Below are 16,525 nucleotides of genomic sequence, written 5' to 3' on the forward strand. Positions count from 1 at the left end.
TTTGGCGCCACTATCGAGGGTGTGCTCGCAAAAGAAAATCGCATAATATTGATGGAATCGATCTACTTTTCTGATATCAACCATCATGGCAACGGAAATGAAAGCGCTCGATCTGGACGTGCTGTCCATGATCATCGCGGTCGCGGACGCCGGCACGATCAGTCGCGCGGCGCAGGTCGTGCATCGTTCGCAATCGGCAGTGAGCATGCAGATCAAGACGCTCGAGACGGCGCTCGGCAAGGCGCTTTTCGTGCGCAAGCCTCGCAGCGTGGTGCCGACGCAGGACGGCGAAATGCTGTTGACCTACGCGCGGCGGATGATCGCCCTGCGCGACGAAGCGTGGGCAGCGGTGGTACGGCCCGACGTGACCGGACGCGTGGTGATCGGCGTGCCTGACGACTATGCGACGTCACTGTTCCCGCCGATCCTCAAGAAATTCTCGGCGACCTATCCGAAGGTGGAGATTCAGGTAGTGGGCCTGCCAAGCGTCGCTCTCGAGCCCATGTTGAAAGACGGCACGGTCGATCTCGTCTGCGCGACGCGCGTGAAAGGATTGCACGGCGAGTTCCTGCGTCACGAACCGATGGTCTGGGCCGCCGCGCCAGGCGCGACCGAGATCTGGCGTGAAAGGCCCTTGCCCATCGCCGTGTTTTTGCCCGGCAGCGTCGCGCGGGAGAAAGCCATCCGGAGCCTGGAGCGCGCGCGCATCACGTATCGAACCTCGTATGAAAGTCCGAGTCTGCTGGGTCTGCTGACGATGGCCGAGGCCGGACTCGCGGTGACCCCTTTGGCCAAGTGCGCGGTACCGGCTCACTTCTCGCTGCTGGGAACCGCGAACGGCCTGCCGGAAATCGGCACGCTTGAAGTCGTGCTGGCGCGAAGTGCCGCTTCGAAACGACCTGTGTGCGATTTTCTCGCGGAACGCATTCTCGCCGACCTGAAGAATTAACCCGCAGATCGACGGTTGCGGGCGTCATGCGGACCGGCCGTCCAAATACGGCCGGACGATTCAGGCCAGCAATCAGCACTTGTGACGGATGCCGACCACCGCCGAAAAACGTGGCCGTGCCAACGATCTCAGGACGACTCCCCTTCCCGAACTCCACGCGACGCGCACATCCGCCACGACGCCTTCGGCGCAGCGACGGTTTGCGCAACGTCGCGCCACCAGCGTTCGCCGCGATGCACCGCGGTCAGATCGAGCCGCTCGCCCATGCGCGGTGTCGACAGCGCGACGCCGCGCGCGAGCGCCAGCCCCGTCACCCTTTCGAACGGCTCCTGCCAGCGATGCATCGCGAGGTCGAAGGTGCCGTTATGGATCGGCACGAGCCAGCGGCCGCGCAGGTCGATATGCGCCTGCACGGTTTCTTCGGGCTGCATATGGACGTATGGCCACATCGCGTCGTACGCGCCGGTTTCGATCAACGTGACGTCGAATGGTCCGAGGCGCTCGCCGATCGCGCTGAAACCCTCGAAGTAACCGGTGTCGCCGCTGAAAAACACGCGCAAATCGTGATCGACGATCACCCACGACGCCCACAACGTCCTGTTGCCGTCGAACAGGCTGCGCCCGGAGAAGTGCTGCGCGGGCGTCGCGGTGAACTCGATGCCCTCGACCTCCGTGCCCTGCCACCAGTCGAACTGCCGGACCTTTGCCGCGTCGATACCCCATTCGATGAGCCGGTCGCCGACCCCAAGCGGCGTCAAAAACACCTCGGTACGCTGCGCCAGTATCAGCACGGTTTCGCGGTCGAGATGGTCGTAGTGATCGTGCGACAGGATCACGCCGTGCAGCGGCGGCAAATCGTCGAGCGAGATCGGCGGCGCATGAAAGCGCTTCGGACCGAGATTGCGGAACGGAGACACCCGCTCGGCGAACACGGGATCGGTCAGCCAGAACTTGCCGCGCAACTTCAGCAGCATCGTCGAATGACCGAGCCGGTACAGGCTGCGGTCGGGCGCCGCGTCGAGTTGCGCGCGCGTCAGCGTTTCGACCGGCAATGCGTCGGCCGGCACGGTGCCGCTCGGCTTGTTGAACAGCATCGTCCACGCGAGGCCGAGCGTTTTGCGCAGGCTTTCCGCCGGACGCGGCTTGACGTTGCGAAAGCGCTCGCCGTCATGCTGCGGCGACAGGCTGAACCTCGCGCGGCTGCGTTGTGCGGCGTTCACGCCGAGCATTCGGCGGACCAGGGCGGGAAGCGACGTCATGAAGTTGACCTTCCGAAGAAAATGTACACTCGGCAGTGTAGATTATCTTAAAGAAAAGTAAACTGCTCAGTGTAAAATCGTTGGATGGAATCCTGTGCCCGCCCCCAACGTCTGACTGACCGAAAGCGCGTCGCGATCGTCGCTGCCGCGATCGAGGAATTCCTCGCGGCCGGCTACGACGCTACCAGCATGGACCGTATCGCCGCCCGCGCGAACGTCTCGAAGCGCACGGTCTATAACCATTTCCCGAGCAAGGAAGCGCTTTTCGCGGCGATTCTCCATCAGCTGTGGGACGCGAGCCATGACGGCGATGCACCCTCTTATCGTGCTGACCAACCGTTGCGCGCGCAGTTGCTCGATCTGCTGAAGCGCAAGCTGCGGCTGCTTCACGACGAGTCCTTTTTGTCGCTTGCCCGGGTGGCGATCGCGGCTGGCATACATTCACCGGAGCGCGCGCGGGACATGGTCGCTCGCATGGGGGAACGCGAGGAGGATCTGACGGCGTGGGTCCGGGCGGCCGCCGCGGACGGCCGCATCAAGACCGATGACCCCGTCTTCGCGGCACTGCAGTTGCAGGGGCTCGTGAAGGCTTTTGCCTTCTGGCCGCAAGTGGCGATGGGGCAAGTGCCGCTCGATGCCAAGGAGCAGAAGCGCATCGCGGAGGCGGCGGCGGATATGTTTCTCGCGCGGTATGCGTGAGTTGGTTTGCCGGGTTGGGGCGTCACGTCGATCGCGTCCCGACGAGCCTACGCGTAGCAATCGCTGTGGCTGTACCCGACAGGGCAAGAAGTTCTTTGCTCGAAGACGGAGGGGCACGCAGCAACTTTCCGGGAAGCGGCGCCGCGAGAGCGAACTCTTTCTTTTTCGCAAACGTTTGCCGCCAGGTATCAAGTCTCAGCATCCCAAGCCGAAAACGCGTACATCGCTACGAAACTTTGGAGACCCCGACGTGACGCGCGTTGTGCTCTTACTTGCCGTAATGTTTGTAACAGGCTGCGCACAACTGCAGCAGCCCAATACGGCTCAAGCCGAGAAACCTGCGGTGTCGGACGTGATCATGAAGTTCGACATTCCCGCCGATGCACTCGGCGCGCGCGATCCGCAACTGACTACGGTCCTCGCCAAGGCGGGTGCGCTCGCTGCCGCGCAGAAGCAGCCCACTGTGATCCGCGTAACGGCGCTGGGCCAGGACTTCAAGTACATCAACCAGGCGATCTGGCGGGGCGTGCCGCAGCAGGGGCTCAAACCCACGCTCGAAAACCTTACGACCGGCGCGAACCAGACGTACAGCGTCTCGATCCAGCCGCTGCATGCGGGGAGCTGACACGATGCGCCTGATTGCTTTCGCCGCGGCATCGCTATGCTTAAGTTCGGCCACATGGGCGGGCCAGCCCGCTGCCAGCGCGCCTGCAACTGCGGCCAGCACTGCCACCACAGCCTCTGCGGACAAGGTCTACCCGCCGCTGCCCACGCTCGCCATGCTGCCGCCCTCCACCGGGGACGACGACGACCTTCCCGCGCCGCGCTCGACGTCGCACAACAAGAAGAAGACGCACCAGCACGATTGCCGCTGCGCGATGCCGACGCCGCGCCTCGTCGTCTCCGATGCGTCGCGCACCTATCTCACGGACATCGAGCGGCAGCTCGATTCCGCGCTGGCGCAGTAAAGCAGGACCTGGAGCTCCGACCCGTGGACCAGCACAAGACCAACGCCTTCCGCCCTTTGCGGTCGTGGGCCATATGCGCCTGGGCGGCGCTGCTGGCGCTCGGCAATTCGGCCGCGCAAGCGGCCCCGTCCGCCGACGATTGCTTCGACAAGGCCGGCGCTTACCAGGGCGTCAATCCGCACGTGCTGCGCGCCGTGGCATGGCGCGAATCGAAAGGCGACGCGACCGCCATCAACCGCAACGCCAACGGTTCGATCGACGTGGGACAATTGCAGATCAATTCGATCCACTTTCCGGAACTCGAGAGCCGGGGCATTCCGCACCGCGCGCTCACGGACCCGTGCGTGAATATCTTCGTGGCCGCCTGGCTGCTCAAGCAGAAGATGGTGCGATACGGCAACACATGGCGCGCAATCGGAGCGTATCACTCGGAATCGCCGCACGAGCGCGACGCCTACGCGCGCAGCATCCAGGCGATTCTCGTGAGCTGGGGGCTGTTGCAGCCGGAGCGGTGAGGTTCAGGCGCAGGCCTGTCGGGGCAAAGCCGCCACGCCCGACCTGGCGAAGCAGGCAAACGCAACCCGCTCCGCTAACTGCTCGTCGATGCAAGCTCCATTCGCTTGCGCTGCAGGAACCGGCGCACGGCCGGATCACGCTCAAGGCCGATTGCCAGATCGTACGCGTCGAGTGCTTGCGCAGTCGCGCCGGCACGCGCGAGCAAATTGGCGCGTGCGGCCCAGTAGGGCTGGTAGTCGGCCAGCCGCGGGTCGTCCGCATACGTTGCAAGTGCGTCGAGCGCCGCCTGCGGGCCGTCGCGTTCGGCCACGGCAAGCGCACGGTTCACGGCGACCACCGGCGACGCCGCAATGGCGAACAGCCCATCGTAGATCTGCACGATTTCGTCCCAGTTCGGGCGACGCGTCCGGCAGCGATCCACATGCGCCGACTGCAGCGCGGCCTCGAGCTGAAAGCGCCCGATTGCGTTGAGCGCGTTCGCGCGCCGCAGCAGTGCGTTCGCCGCCTCGATCATCGGCGCGTTCCACGTTGCAGGGTCCTGGGCCGACAGCGGCACGTAGTCGCCAGCCGCATCGCGTCGCGCATCACGTCGCGCCTGTGCAAACAGCATCAGCGCGAGCAGGCCCAACGTCTCCGGTTCGTCGGGAAGCAACTCGACGAGCAGTTGCGCGAGATACAGCGCCTCGTCCGCGAGGTCGCGTCGCTCGGTATCGCCGCCGACCGGGTCCGTCCAACCTTCCGCATACGCCGCATAGACCGCTTCGAGCACCGCGTCGAGCCGGCCCGGCAGCTCCTTGCGCTCGGGCACGCTGAACGGAATGCCCGCTTCGCGGATCTTGGTCTTCGCCCGCACGAGACGTTTGCTCATCGCGGCGGGCGACATCAGGAACGCCGACGCAATCGTCTTCGCTTCCAGCCCCAACACCACTTGCAGCATCAGCGGCGTCCGTATCGCGGCCTCTAGCGCAGGGTGCGTGCACGCGAACAGCAGCGCAAGCCGCCGGTCGGGCAACGCGCCTGCCTCACTCTCGTCGATCTCGTCGGCGAGGATCATCAGTTGGTTCGCCACGTCGTCGCCGACCTGGCGATGACGCGCGCCGTCGATCGCCCGGCGGCGCGCGACCGTCATCAGCCACGCTTCCGGACTCGCGGGACAGCCGTGCTCCGGCCAGTCCGCGAGCGCGGCCGCGAATGCGTCGGCGAGCGCGTCCTCGGCTGCGGCGACGTCGCGCGTGCGCATTGCCAGCAGCGCGACGAGCTTGCCGTAGCTGCGGCGAGCGACCGCCTCGGCAATCGAACGCGCGGCGCCGTCATCGCCAGGGGCGCCGCCGGACGCACTCATGCAGTGGGTGCCTCGTAAGGGGCGGTCCAGACCGGGCGCACCTCCATGACGCCGTGCGCCGCGCCGGGACAACGCGACGCCCACGACATCGCCGCGTCGAGGTTCGGCACGTCGATCAGGTAGTAGCCGGCGAGTTGCTCCTTCGAATCGGAATACGGTCCATCGAGCACCTGCGGCTTGCCGTCGACGAGCCGCACCGTGGTGGCCGTGTTCGTGTGCTGCAGCCGGTTGGCCCCCACCAGAGCCCCCGCTTTCTTCAACGATTCGGTGTACGCGTGATAGGCGGCAACGCCTTGCTGCCGCTCGCTTTCGGTCATCTTGTTCCAGCCGTTTTCTTCCGAGTAGATCATCAACAGGTATTCCATTTGAGCCTCCGTCATGAGGTTGAGGCGGATGAATTGCATCGGCCGCCATCACAATGACGCGCGGGCCGTATGCTGACGGACAGGGGTAGGGGTAAGGATTCGTGCGGAAATGCGTAACATCACCCGGAGAAGCTCGTCGTTCAAGCTTTTCGCCCGGATGCAGTTATGCAAACAACGAGTCTGGCAGCTGTCCCCATTGAAGCTGTCGAGAAAACTGCCCGCAGTGGCAAGCCCCGTCGGGCGGGATGTTGTCCCGTTCAAAGTAATCTTTAACTGGGACATCGTTTCGATCGTACGCATTTTCGCACGAATCCTTACCCCTACCCAAGCCGCTACGGAACTGCAGCGACGCCTCAATTCTTTCATCTCATAATATATATTACATAATCATAACGGAAACTCCCGGCTTCTTTTAAGGGAGCCCAGTCGTGACAAAAAGTAATATCAAGCGGGGATTGTTCGTCTGTGCCGTGTCGGCATTGCTAGGCGGTTGCGGTGGTGGCAGTGACAAAGTCGCCTCGGTTGATCCCACGCAGCATCTGTTTTTCCAGCCGCGCCAGTTCGACTTGCAGGCGCACCGCGGAGGTCTGGGCCTTGTTGTGGAAAGTACGCTGCAATCGTTTGCGAGCGGACTGGAGACCGGTGTCACCACACTCGAACTCGACACGCAAATTACCAGTGACGGCATCGCGGTAGTCACCCACGACCGTCAGGTCTCGAAAAACAAATGCCTGGACACTGGGCCTGTTACGCAGGGTGATCCTCTGTACCCCTACGTCGGACGTTATATCAAGGAGTTGACTCTCGCCCAGGTCAAGACGCTGGATTGCGGCTCGCTCAGACAAAGCGACTTCCCCACTCAGCGACTGGAACCGGGAGCTCGGATGCCTACGTTGCGGGAAGTATTCGATCTTGTGAAGTCGTATAAGGCGGATCAGGTCATGATGAACGTTGAAATCAAGGTGGAAGCTGGAGCGCCATCCGAAACTGCGCCGCGCGACATATTCGTGCGTACGGTGCTGGACGAGATCCGTGCTTCAGGACTCACGCGCCAGATCACCATTCAGAGTTTTGACTGGGGGGCACTGATGCTGGTCCGTAAGCTCGAACCGACCCTCCCGATTGTCGCACTTACCAATGGTCAACAGTTCCTTCAGGTCGGAGTCCCCGGGGCCTCGCCATGGCTTGGAGGGATCGATATCGATGACCCGCAATTCGGTGGTGATCTTGTTAAGGCCGCTGCCTCGTTCGGCGCCGATGCGATATCGCCGGTCGCGGGCGACCCGCAAAACGGTGTGTACGGCCAAGAGGGATACGTTCCTTATACAACGCCAGAACTGGTTGCCCGCGCTCACGCTGCGGGAATGAAAGTCATTCCGTGGACGGTCGATGCCCCCGCAACGATGAACTATCTGATCGATGCGAAGGTAGATGGATTGATCACCGACTATCCGGATGTTCTGCGTCGAGTGATGGCTTCGCGCGGTATCGCGTTGCCTTCGCCAGTCGCGAAACCTTAGGAGCTTTATCGACACCTAGGTCTAGGTAACCGTCAAAAGTGGGTGCGGCGGGAGGCATCGAGGTCCTCCCCGGCTCCAGATACTCAGAACTGCTCAAGGTCGTCTGTGCGTTGTACTCCGTCCGATGATGGACTAAGTTCGCGTTGACCCTGCAGGGTCGGCGTGATATGGCGGATCAGTCAAGCCGCTTTACAGCGAGGTCCGCCATGCGCCGTCTGTTTATCGTTCTATGCGCCGTCTTCTGCGCAGCCTGCACCCTCATCCATATCGAGGGGGACTCGAACAACGTCAGCGACATCGAAGGCCACACTGGCACACTGAAGGTGCCTGGGTAGGGGTAAGGATTCGTGCGAAAATGCGTACGATCGAAACGATGTCCCAGTTAAAGATTACTTTGAACGGGACAACATCCCGCCCGACGGGGCTTGCCACTGCGGGCAGTTTTCTCGACAGCTTCAATTGGGACAGCTGCCAGACTCGTTGTTTGCATAACTGCATCCGGGCGAAAAGCTTGAACGACGAGCTTCTCCGGGTGATGTTACGCATTTCCGCACGAATCCTTACCCCTACCCATACTCGCCGATGCCGCCGCCGCGTACCTTGGGTCAGCCGATCCCGCGGACCGACGCGCGTCGCCGCTGTACCACGTTCCCGCACATCTGCCGCCGATCGCCATTCAGGTCGGTACGGACGAACTACTGCTCGACGACGCCCGGCGCTACGCGGCTGCCGCTGCGCAGCGGGGAAACACGGTGCAGTTGGAAATCTACGAGGGACTCCATCACGCGTTCCAGCGCTCGACCGACGAGCTTGCAAGCGCCCGATACGCGTTGGACCAGGTCGCGGGGTTTGTCTTGCGATGCGGATCGGCTATCGCCAGGCCCTGAGATTCCTCTGCGATCCCGGCGAGGCTGGCCCGCGCGGACCTCGACTCGAACGCCGAAAAAAAATGGCGCCGCAGGCATTCAGCCCACGGCGCCATTTCTGGCGCTACGACGCGAACCACACGCCGTAGTCCGACAGCACACTTACATCGTCACGGCGTCGGCGACTTCCTTGAAGTCCTCGATCTGGTCGAAGTTCATGTATTGATAGATCTTGTCGCCGTTGGCGTTGAGCACGCTCATGTCGGCCATGTACTCTTCCTTGGTCGGGATCTTGCCGAGGCGTGAGCAGATCGCCGCCAGTTCCGCCGAGCCGAGGTACACGTTCGTGTTCTTGCCGAGGCGGTTCGGGAAGTTACGGGTCGACGTCGACATGACCGTCGCGCCTTCGCGCACCTGCGCCTGATTGCCCATGCACAGCGAGCAGCCCGGCATTTCGGTACGCGCACCAGCCGTGCCGAAGACGCCGTAATGGCCTTCCTCGGTCAGCTGCTTCTGGTCCATCTTGGTCGGCGGGGCCACCCACAGCTTGACCGGGATGTCGCGCTTACCTTCCAGCAGCTTCGACGCGGCGCGGAAGTGACCGATGTTGGTCATGCACGAGCCGATGAACACTTCGTCGATCTTCGCGCCGGCTACGTCGGACAGCGTCTTCACGTCGTCCGGATCGTTCGGGCAGGCCACGATCGGCTCGTGGATGTCGGCGAGATCGATCTCGATGACGGCTGCGTATTCGGCGTCGGCATCCGGCGACAGCAGTTGCGGGTCGGCCAGCCACTGCTCCATCGCCTTGATGCGGCGCTGCAGGCTGCGCGGATCCTGGTAGCCCTGGGCGATCATCCACTTCAGCAGCGTGACGTTGCTGTTCAGGTATTCGATGATCGGCTCCTTGTTCAGGTGCACCGTGCAACCGGCGGCCGAGCGCTCGGCGGAAGCATCCGACAGTTCGAACGCTTGCTCGACCTTCAGATCGGGCAGGCCTTCGATTTCGAGAATGCGGCCGGAGAAGATGTTCTTCTTGCCTTGCTTGGCAACCGTCAGCGTGCCTTGCTTGATCGCGTACAGCGGGATTGCGTTGACGAGGTCACGCAGGGTCACGCCCGGCTGCATCTTGCCCTTGAAGCGGACCAGCACCGATTCCGGCATGTCCAGCGGCATCGTGCCGGTGGCGGCCGCGAAGGCGACCAGACCCGAACCGGCCGGGAAGCTGATGCCGATCGGGAAGCGCGTGTGCGAGTCGCCGCCGGTGCCCACGGTGTCGGGCAACAGCATGCGGTTCAGCCACGAGTGGATCACGCCGTCGCCCGGGCGCAGCGCGATGCCGCCACGGTTGCTGATGAAGTTCGGCAGCGTCTGGTGGGTCTTGACGTCCACCGGCTTCGGATAAGCGGCGGTGTGGCAGAACGACTGCATGACGAGATCGGCCGAGAAGCCGAGGCACGCCAGGTCCTTCAGTTCGTCGCGGGTCATCGGGCCCGTGGTGTCCTGCGAGCCGACCGAGGTCATCTTCGGTTCGCAGTACGTGCCCGGACGGACGCCCTGGCCTTCCGGCAGACCGCAAGCGCGGCCGACCATCTTCTGCGCCAGCGAGAAGCCCTTGCCGCTGTTGGCGGGCTGCTGCGGCAGGCGGAACAGCGTCGACGGGGCGAGGCCCAGCGCTTCGCGTGCCTTGGCGGTCAGGCCGCGGCCGATGATCAGCGGAATGCGGCCGCCGGCGCGCACTTCATCGAACAGCACGTCGGACTTGACCTGGAACTCGGCGATCACTGCGCCGTTCTTCAGGGCTTTGCCTTCGTACGGGCGCAGTTCGACCACGTCGCCCATTTCCATCTGCGACACGTCGAGTTCGATCGGCAGAGCGCCGGCGTCTTCCATCGTGTTGTAGAAGATCGGGGCGATCTTGCCGCCGAGGCACACGCCGCCGAAGCGCTTGTTCGGGATGAACGGGATGTCTTCGCCCGTGAACCACAGCACCGAGTTGGTGGCCGACTTGCGCGAGGAGCCGGTGCCGACCACGTCGCCCACGTACGCGACCAGGTGGCCCTTTTCTTTCAGCGACTCGATGAACTTGACCGGGCCGCGCTTGCCGTCCTCTTCCGGGGTGATACCGGGACGCGCGTTCTTCAGCATTGCCAGTGCGTGCAGCGGGATGTCCGGACGGGTGGTCGCATCCGGGGCCGGCGACAGGTCGTCGGTATTGGTTTCGCCCGTCACCTTGAAGACGGTGATGGTCAGGCTTTGCGGCACTTCCGGACGGCTCGTGAACCATTCGGCGTCGGCCCAGCTCTGCATCACGGCCTTCGCATTGGCGCTGCCCTTGTCGGCCAGTTCCTTGACGTCGTGGAACTGGTCGAACATCAGCAGGGTTTTCTTCAGCGCGTCGGCGGCCACGGTGCCCACTTCGGCGTCGGACAGCAGTTCGATCAGCGGCTGGATGTTGTAGCCGCCCAGCATCGTGCCGAGCAGTTCGGTGGCACGGGCGCGCGAGATCAGCGCGCAGGCGGTCTGGCCGTTGGCCACGGCGGCGAGGAAGCCTGCCTTCACGCGGGCGGCTTCGTCCACACCGGCGGGCACGCGGTTGGTGATCAGGTCGAGCAGCGTCTGCTCTTCGCCGGCGGGCGGGTTCGTCAGGAGTTCGACCAGCTCGGCGGTCTGCTGAGCCGTCAGCGGCAGGGGAGGAATACCGAGCGCGGCGCGTGCGGCCACGTGAGCACGAAAATTTTCAAGCATGGGGGACCTGCTGGTATTTGCGTTTCAGGGAAAGGCTTTTAAGGCACTCCAAGCTGTGCCGGGCACTGCTTCGATCGCGATTTTAATTGCAATACCCATCCAAGGTCAAATGTCTTATGTCTTATATAAGAGTTGCGCGCGAAAATCGTCGATGCGCCACGCGCTTCAGGACCGCCAATCTGACTCCGCGCCCCCTCCTGCACCGCAAAAGCACCGACTGTGTAAGCCGCTTCAATCATTCGCAGTGCCCCGAACACTTTGATTCCTGCCCGCTTAACGGCTACAACAGAGGATGTCCGGCGATGTTCTTCCCGGCCGGATCCAACCGGCAGCGGAGGCGCGAATGAGCTATCAACTGATGGGCAGCATCCTCGAAGTGTGTGAATGCAAGGTGCTGTGTCCATGCTGGATCGGGGAAGATCCCGATAACGGCGTTTGCCGCAGCGCGCTTGCGTACCACTACGAGCAAGGCATGATCGACGGCGTCGATGTATCGGGCCTGACGATCGCGTTCGCGGCGTTCATTCCCGGCAACGTGCTCAAAGGCGGCTGGCGCGTCGCGATGTTCGTCGACGAGCGCGCGAGCGACGCGCAATTCGACGCCCTGGTTAGCGTGCACCGTGGCGAGCGCGGTGGCCCCCTCGCGGATCTCGTGCAGTTGATCGGCGAAGTCGTGTCCGTGGAACGCGCGCCGATCGAATACGCGGTCGTCGACGGCAAGGGCAGGATGAAAGTCGGCGAAGCCATCGAGGCCGAGTTGGAGCCCTATCGCGGCCCGACCGGCGAGCCGACCAAACTGGTCGAAAGCATCTTTTCGACGATACCCGGCTCCCCTGCTTTCGTCGGCAAGGCGAACGCATTCCGCCTGCGGCACGAAAAGCTCGATCTCGACCTCGCCTTGACCGGACATAACGCCATTCAGGGATCGTTCAGCTTCGCGTCGTGAAGATGCTCGCACGCTCGCGGCTGTTCGCGCCGCTCTTCGTCGCATTGACGGGCAGCGCGTGGATCGCGTTATGGATATGGGACGCGGGGCCCTATGCGCGTTTTCTGCGTCATGCGAGTTGGGCCGAACTGCCGCTCGTCGGCACGATATGCCGTGAGGTGCCCGGCGCGAGCCTCACGATTGCGGCATTGCTGCACAGCGTCGCATGGCTGCTGATGATCGCGGCGATGATGCTCCCGACCGCCTTCCCGCTCTTCGACACCTTTCGGCAGATGACCGTCGCGCGCGCAAACCGGCGCACGCTGATGGCGCTTCTGATCGTCGGTTATGTGACGATGTGGGCGCTGTTCGGCGTGCTCGCGCACGGCTTCGACGCGGCGCTCCATCTGGTCGCGGACCAGTCTGCGAGCTTGCTTGCAAACGGCTGGCTGATCGGCGCCGCGATCGTCGCGCTCGCGGGCCTTTATCAGTTCAGCAGCCTCAAGCACCGATGTCTCGACAAATGCCGCTCGCCGCTGATGTTCATCACCGAGCATTGGCGCGGCAGGAGCGCGCGTCGCGAGAGCTTTGCGCTCGGCATCAGTCACGGCGCTTTCTGCATCGGCTGCTGTTGGGCCCTGATGCTGCTGATGTTCGCGGTCGGCACTGGCAGCGTCGGCTGGATGCTGGCGCTGGGCGCGATCATGTCGGCCGAGAAGAATTTCCGCTGGGGCAGCTCCATCGGCAAGCCGCTCGGCATTGCGTTGCTTGTGTGGTCCGCATGGATCGTCCTACAGCACGCCCCCATCGCCTGAGCCATGCGCGGCATCTTGCGCCCACGTAGCCCCGTTACCCCTCTGCGCTTCCAAAGAACGCGGTGAGTTCGTCGGCGACCGCGCGCGGTTGTTCTTCTGGAATGAAGTGCCCGCAGTGACTGATGGTGCGGCCTTGGACGTCGGTGAAAAAGGCTCTCAAAGGTGTTGCCATATCGGCGATGGAACCTTGATCGGAACCGAGCGTCAGCAGTGGCAGGTCGAGCATGCCTCGTTGCTTCAGTTCTGCATTCTGTTGGGCGGACACATGCGCGGCCCGGTAATACGCAAGGCCCGCGCGTAAGCCGCCGTCTTTCTTGAGAATGCGTAGATATTCATCGATATCGGCGTCAGTGAAAGTATCGGGATTGGCCGCCTTTCGCCGCAAAAACCAGTCGAGGTATTCACGTTCCTTGCCGGCGAGCAGCACTTCCGGCAGGTCCGGTAGCCCGTGAAATGCGAAATGCCAGGTACGCCATGCACGCTCGGGCGCGCTCGGCAACGCATCAGGCAACGTCACGCCGGGGATCCCCGCATCCAGCAGCGCGAGTCGCCGGACCTCGTCGCCGAACATTACGGCGTAAGGAAAAGCCACCCACGCTCCAATGTCGTGTGCTGCAAGAAAGTACCGGGTCATCCCCAGTTGCTGGAGCAAACCGTGAACATGGCTCGCAAGGGTTTGTGTGTCGTAGCCGTCCATCGGACGATCCGAATCACCTTGTCCGGGAAGGTCCGGTGCGACGACTCGGTAGGTCTTTGCAAGCAGTCCCATCACTTTGCGCCAGGCGAACCAGCTCTCGGGAAAGCCCGCGAGCAACACGACCACGTCGCCCTGTGGGTTTCCACCGGTGACGTAGTGCAGCCTCAGTCCGTCGACGGTCGCGAACTTGTGCTCGAATCCTGCTAGCCCCGCAACGGGTCTTGCTACTGGCAACGTGCTTACGATTCCGGAACTCCCTGATGGTACCGGCGAGTGATGTGTTTTCACGAACGAAACTCCTCTGCGTTGAGGAATGACACCGTTGAGCGGCTTTTCTCATTGGCGGATGATGTTAGGAAATGGACGTTTCCTAATAGGGTGACCGGCACGCGGAGGTCATGCGATGCTATGTCTTGCTGTGCTTAGTCCAGCAGACGCATGGCCTGATCCGCCGCCGCCATCATGTGTGCCCGGGATCGCCCGACTTTGCCGACGACTCTCAAACCTTGCGTCAGACTCAGCAGTGCGCGGCCGGTAGCGTCCGGATCCACGGCGGACGCGATCGAACCGTCTGTCTGGCCCACTCGGATCAAACGACACAACAGACGCTCCGTTCGCTGCAAAGACGCGACCACATGACTCGCGACCTCATCATCGAAGGCCAGCAGGTCGACTGCACTTCCGACTACGAGACAGCCTCGCTTGCCCTCTTCGCCAATTGCAGACTCAGCATAAAACCGCAGAATGGCCCGTACCTTGTCGCGGCCGGTCTGCTCCGCGTCGAGCAGGCTCTGCAACTGGCCATTTCGTAGATGGATGTAGCGCTCGAGCGCGGCAAGGAATACCGCTCGCTTATCGGCGAACGCCTTGTAGATACTGCCGGCCGTGAGCCCCATCGCGGACCCAAGGTCGCCAAGAGACGTCCCTTGATAACCGCGCTCGCGAAAAATCTGGATTGCGCCGTCCAGCGCGACGTCCATTTCGAATTCGCGTGGACGACCTGGAGCACGTGGCTGTCTGGCAGCATGGTTGCGTGTAGTCATACGGCGATTATAGGAAATGATCATTTCCTAATCAAGATGTCCCAACGTGTTCAGGCATTCGCGCCAGGCTCGTCCACCGTCTCATCCACTTTTTCCGTGTACGACTTTTATCTGAGGCCGCTGGGGACGATCGGCCGTGACGCGCTCCAGGCAATCCGGTGTAGTCTGACAGTCTGGTGCTCATTTCGGAGGCAGCATGGAACGGGAGCTGAAGCTGCGCGTTGCGAATGAAGATCTCGGCAAATTGCGTAACGCGTCGATGCTTGCGCAATCAGAAGCCACAGCGGGAACGCCTCACCTGCTGACGAGCACCTATTTCGACACGCCCGATTTTTCATTTCACTGGTGCGGGGCTTCGCTGCGCGTGCGCACCGTCGGCAACGACAAAATCCAGACGCTGAAGCGCGAAGGATCGGCCAAGGCGGGGTTGTTCGAGCGGGACGAGTTCGAGATGCCCGTGAATAGCGACGCGCCCGATCTGACGCTGCTGTACGACCAGATCCCCGACGACAGCGACTGCGGAAAGCTGATTCGCGACGAGACCGTTGCGGCCCAACTGAAGCCGGTGTTCGTCACGCGGATCAACCGGTCAGCGTTTGTGCTGCGCCAGCCGTCCGGAGACGAACTCGAGCTTGCTCTCGACGAAGGAAGCGTCGAGGCGGATTCTGGATCAGTGCAGATCGCCGCGGTGGAACTGGAACTGAAACAGGGCAATCCGGATGTGCTGTACCGCGTCGCGCTGGAAATGCTCGAAACTGTGCCGCTGCGTATCGATCATCGCAGCAAGGCAGATGTCGGGTATGCACTGCTCATTGACGAGCACACCGAGGCCGTGAAAGCGCAACCAGTGCGACTGAACAAACGCGATTCGGTCGAGGATGCGTTCTGCGTGATTGTGCGCAACTGTCTGGACCAGGTCCACGCGAATGAACGGGGCGTCGTGTCGGGCCACGATCCATCGAGCGTCCATCAGATGCGCGTGGGACTTCGTCGCTTGCGTTCGGCTCTCGACCTGTTTGCGAAGGTCATCCCCGCCTCGTCCGGATTCGACGAGGAGTTGCGCTGGATTGCCTTGGAACTCGGTGGCGCGCGCGACTGGGAAGTGCTTGCGGGATCGACGCTCGACCATGCCGGCGCCGACGGCAATGCGGACGAGATCCGGCCCGTCAGAAAGGCTTGCGAGCAGATTGCCGTCAACAACCGGCAGCGCGCGGCTGCCGCGGTCGAGTCGGTTCGCTACACGCGGCTCGCGCTCCAGTTCGCGCTTTGGGTGAACCGCAAAGGTTGGCGAGATGAGATGTCCGACGAACAGCGCAACGCAATCAACGGCCCGGTGAAGTCATTCGCCGCCGATGTCCTGTGTCGTCGGCACAAGAAACTGATCAAACGTGGCAAGGGTTTGGCCGATCTGGACGATCACCGTCGTCACCGCGCCCGCATCGCGGCGAAAAAAGTTCGATACGCCACCGAGTTCTTTGCGTCGCTATGCCCGAAGCAGGCCGTTCGCCATTATGTCGACGCGCTCACCGCGCTTCAGGATGATCTCGGCTGGCGCAACGATGCCGTCGTCGCCGATCAGCTTCTGAAGTCGTTGTTGAAAACGTCGCCGGAAGCCGCCTCGGGCGCGGCCTTCGCACGCGGCTTCCTCGCGTCACGCGTCGCTGCCGATCATCAGACATTGAAGAAGCTGTGGAAGCGCTTCAAACTGCTTTCGTCACCGCACTGACGCGAACAATTCACCGCGATGTATCCGGGCACGAACGTGTCACGCGCAACACTGATCGTGAGGTCTCACGATGTTCGAGATCGAAGT

Annotated in this window: 16 protein-coding genes; 10 read left to right on the plus strand and 6 right to left on the minus strand. The window is 62.6% G+C overall.

Annotated elements, in window-relative coordinates:
• Window positions 1-97 precede the first annotated feature (97 nt).
• Window positions 98-949, plus strand: a complete 852-nt coding sequence (locus OKW30_RS01880; RefSeq protein WP_184069590.1) for a LysR substrate-binding domain-containing protein — start codon at window positions 98-100, stop codon at window positions 947-949.
• 128 nt (window positions 950-1,077) lie between these two features.
• Here OKW30_RS01880 and OKW30_RS01885 read toward each other — a convergent pair whose 3' ends face one another.
• Entirely contained in the window at window positions 1,078-2,208 is a 1,131-nt protein-coding gene (locus OKW30_RS01885; protein ID WP_429345811.1) for an MBL fold metallo-hydrolase, read from the minus strand.
• Window positions 2,209-2,292: 84 nt separating this feature from the next.
• On the opposite strand from OKW30_RS01885, the gene OKW30_RS01890 reads away from it, so the two are divergent.
• From OKW30_RS01890 to OKW30_RS01905, 4 genes are all read left to right on the plus strand, one after another.
• Window positions 2,293-2,907, plus strand: coding sequence for a TetR/AcrR family transcriptional regulator (locus OKW30_RS01890; protein WP_187626968.1), 615 nt, complete (start codon window positions 2,293-2,295; stop codon window positions 2,905-2,907).
• A 250-nt stretch (window positions 2,908-3,157) separates the two neighbouring features.
• Window positions 3,158-3,532: a hypothetical protein gene (locus OKW30_RS01895; RefSeq protein WP_184067907.1), complete on the plus strand. Its 375-nt coding sequence runs from the start codon at window positions 3,158-3,160 to the stop codon at window positions 3,530-3,532.
• A gap of 4 nt (window positions 3,533-3,536) precedes the next feature.
• Complete coding sequence (locus OKW30_RS01900; protein WP_429345812.1) at window positions 3,537-3,875, plus strand: hypothetical protein; 339 nt, start codon at window positions 3,537-3,539, stop codon at window positions 3,873-3,875.
• Between the two features lie 23 nt (window positions 3,876-3,898).
• Window positions 3,899-4,390: a lytic transglycosylase domain-containing protein gene (locus tag OKW30_RS01905; RefSeq protein WP_187626966.1), complete on the plus strand. Its 492-nt coding sequence runs from the start codon at window positions 3,899-3,901 to the stop codon at window positions 4,388-4,390.
• A 74-nt stretch (window positions 4,391-4,464) separates the two neighbouring features.
• Here the strand turns inward: OKW30_RS01905 and OKW30_RS01910 are convergent, their stop codons facing one another.
• Both OKW30_RS01910 and OKW30_RS01915 read right to left on the minus strand, forming a co-directional pair.
• Complete coding sequence (locus OKW30_RS01910) at window positions 4,465-5,733, minus strand: RNA polymerase sigma factor (RefSeq protein WP_184069580.1); 1,269 nt, start codon at window positions 5,731-5,733, stop codon at window positions 4,465-4,467.
• The gene (locus tag OKW30_RS01915; RefSeq protein ID WP_184023933.1) at window positions 5,730-6,098 is read right to left on the minus strand and encodes a YciI family protein; all 369 of its coding nucleotides are present in this window, start codon (window positions 6,096-6,098) and stop codon (window positions 5,730-5,732) included. Before OKW30_RS01915 ends, OKW30_RS01910 begins: the two co-directional genes overlap by 4 nt.
• A 428-nt stretch (window positions 6,099-6,526) precedes the next feature.
• Between OKW30_RS01915 and OKW30_RS01920 the strand changes: the two genes are divergently transcribed.
• Complete coding sequence (locus OKW30_RS01920) at window positions 6,527-7,618, plus strand: glycerophosphodiester phosphodiesterase (RefSeq protein WP_311540086.1); 1,092 nt, start codon at window positions 6,527-6,529, stop codon at window positions 7,616-7,618.
• Window positions 7,619-8,190: 572 nt separating this feature from the next.
• A complete protein-coding gene (locus tag OKW30_RS01925; RefSeq protein WP_311540091.1) occupies window positions 8,191-8,505 on the plus strand; it encodes an alpha/beta hydrolase in 315 nt (104 codons plus the stop codon).
• 141 nt (window positions 8,506-8,646) lie between these two features.
• Here the strand turns inward: OKW30_RS01925 and acnB are convergent, their stop codons facing one another.
• Window positions 8,647-11,232, minus strand: a complete 2,586-nt coding sequence (gene acnB, locus OKW30_RS01930) for a bifunctional aconitate hydratase 2/2-methylisocitrate dehydratase (protein ID WP_184069577.1) — start codon at window positions 11,230-11,232, stop codon at window positions 8,647-8,649.
• Window positions 11,233-11,575: 343 nt separating this feature from the next.
• Between acnB and OKW30_RS01935 the strand changes: the two genes are divergently transcribed.
• Entirely contained in the window at window positions 11,576-12,178 is a 603-nt protein-coding gene (locus tag OKW30_RS01935) for a DUF1326 domain-containing protein (protein WP_184069575.1), read from the plus strand.
• Between the two features lie 2 nt (window positions 12,179-12,180).
• Window positions 12,181-12,972, plus strand: a complete 792-nt coding sequence (locus OKW30_RS01940; RefSeq protein ID WP_184069715.1) for a DUF2182 domain-containing protein — start codon at window positions 12,181-12,183, stop codon at window positions 12,970-12,972.
• A 34-nt stretch (window positions 12,973-13,006) separates the two neighbouring features.
• Here OKW30_RS01940 and OKW30_RS01945 read toward each other — a convergent pair whose 3' ends face one another.
• Window positions 13,007-13,957: an alpha/beta fold hydrolase gene (locus tag OKW30_RS01945; RefSeq protein ID WP_184069573.1), complete on the minus strand. Its 951-nt coding sequence runs from the start codon at window positions 13,955-13,957 to the stop codon at window positions 13,007-13,009.
• 134 nt (window positions 13,958-14,091) lie between these two features.
• The gene (locus tag OKW30_RS01950; protein ID WP_184069571.1) at window positions 14,092-14,649 is read right to left on the minus strand and encodes a TetR/AcrR family transcriptional regulator; all 558 of its coding nucleotides are present in this window, start codon (window positions 14,647-14,649) and stop codon (window positions 14,092-14,094) included.
• Window positions 14,650-14,908: 259 nt separating this feature from the next.
• On the opposite strand from OKW30_RS01950, the gene OKW30_RS01955 reads away from it, so the two are divergent.
• A complete protein-coding gene (locus OKW30_RS01955) occupies window positions 14,909-16,438 on the plus strand; it encodes a CHAD domain-containing protein (RefSeq protein ID WP_429345813.1) in 1,530 nt (509 codons plus the stop codon).
• Window positions 16,439-16,525: the final 87 nt, after the last annotated feature.

Origin of the sequence: Paraburkholderia sp. Clong3 (assembly GCF_050436485.1) — a bacterium.
Lineage (GTDB): Bacteria > Pseudomonadota > Gammaproteobacteria > Burkholderiales > Burkholderiaceae > Paraburkholderia > Paraburkholderia tuberum.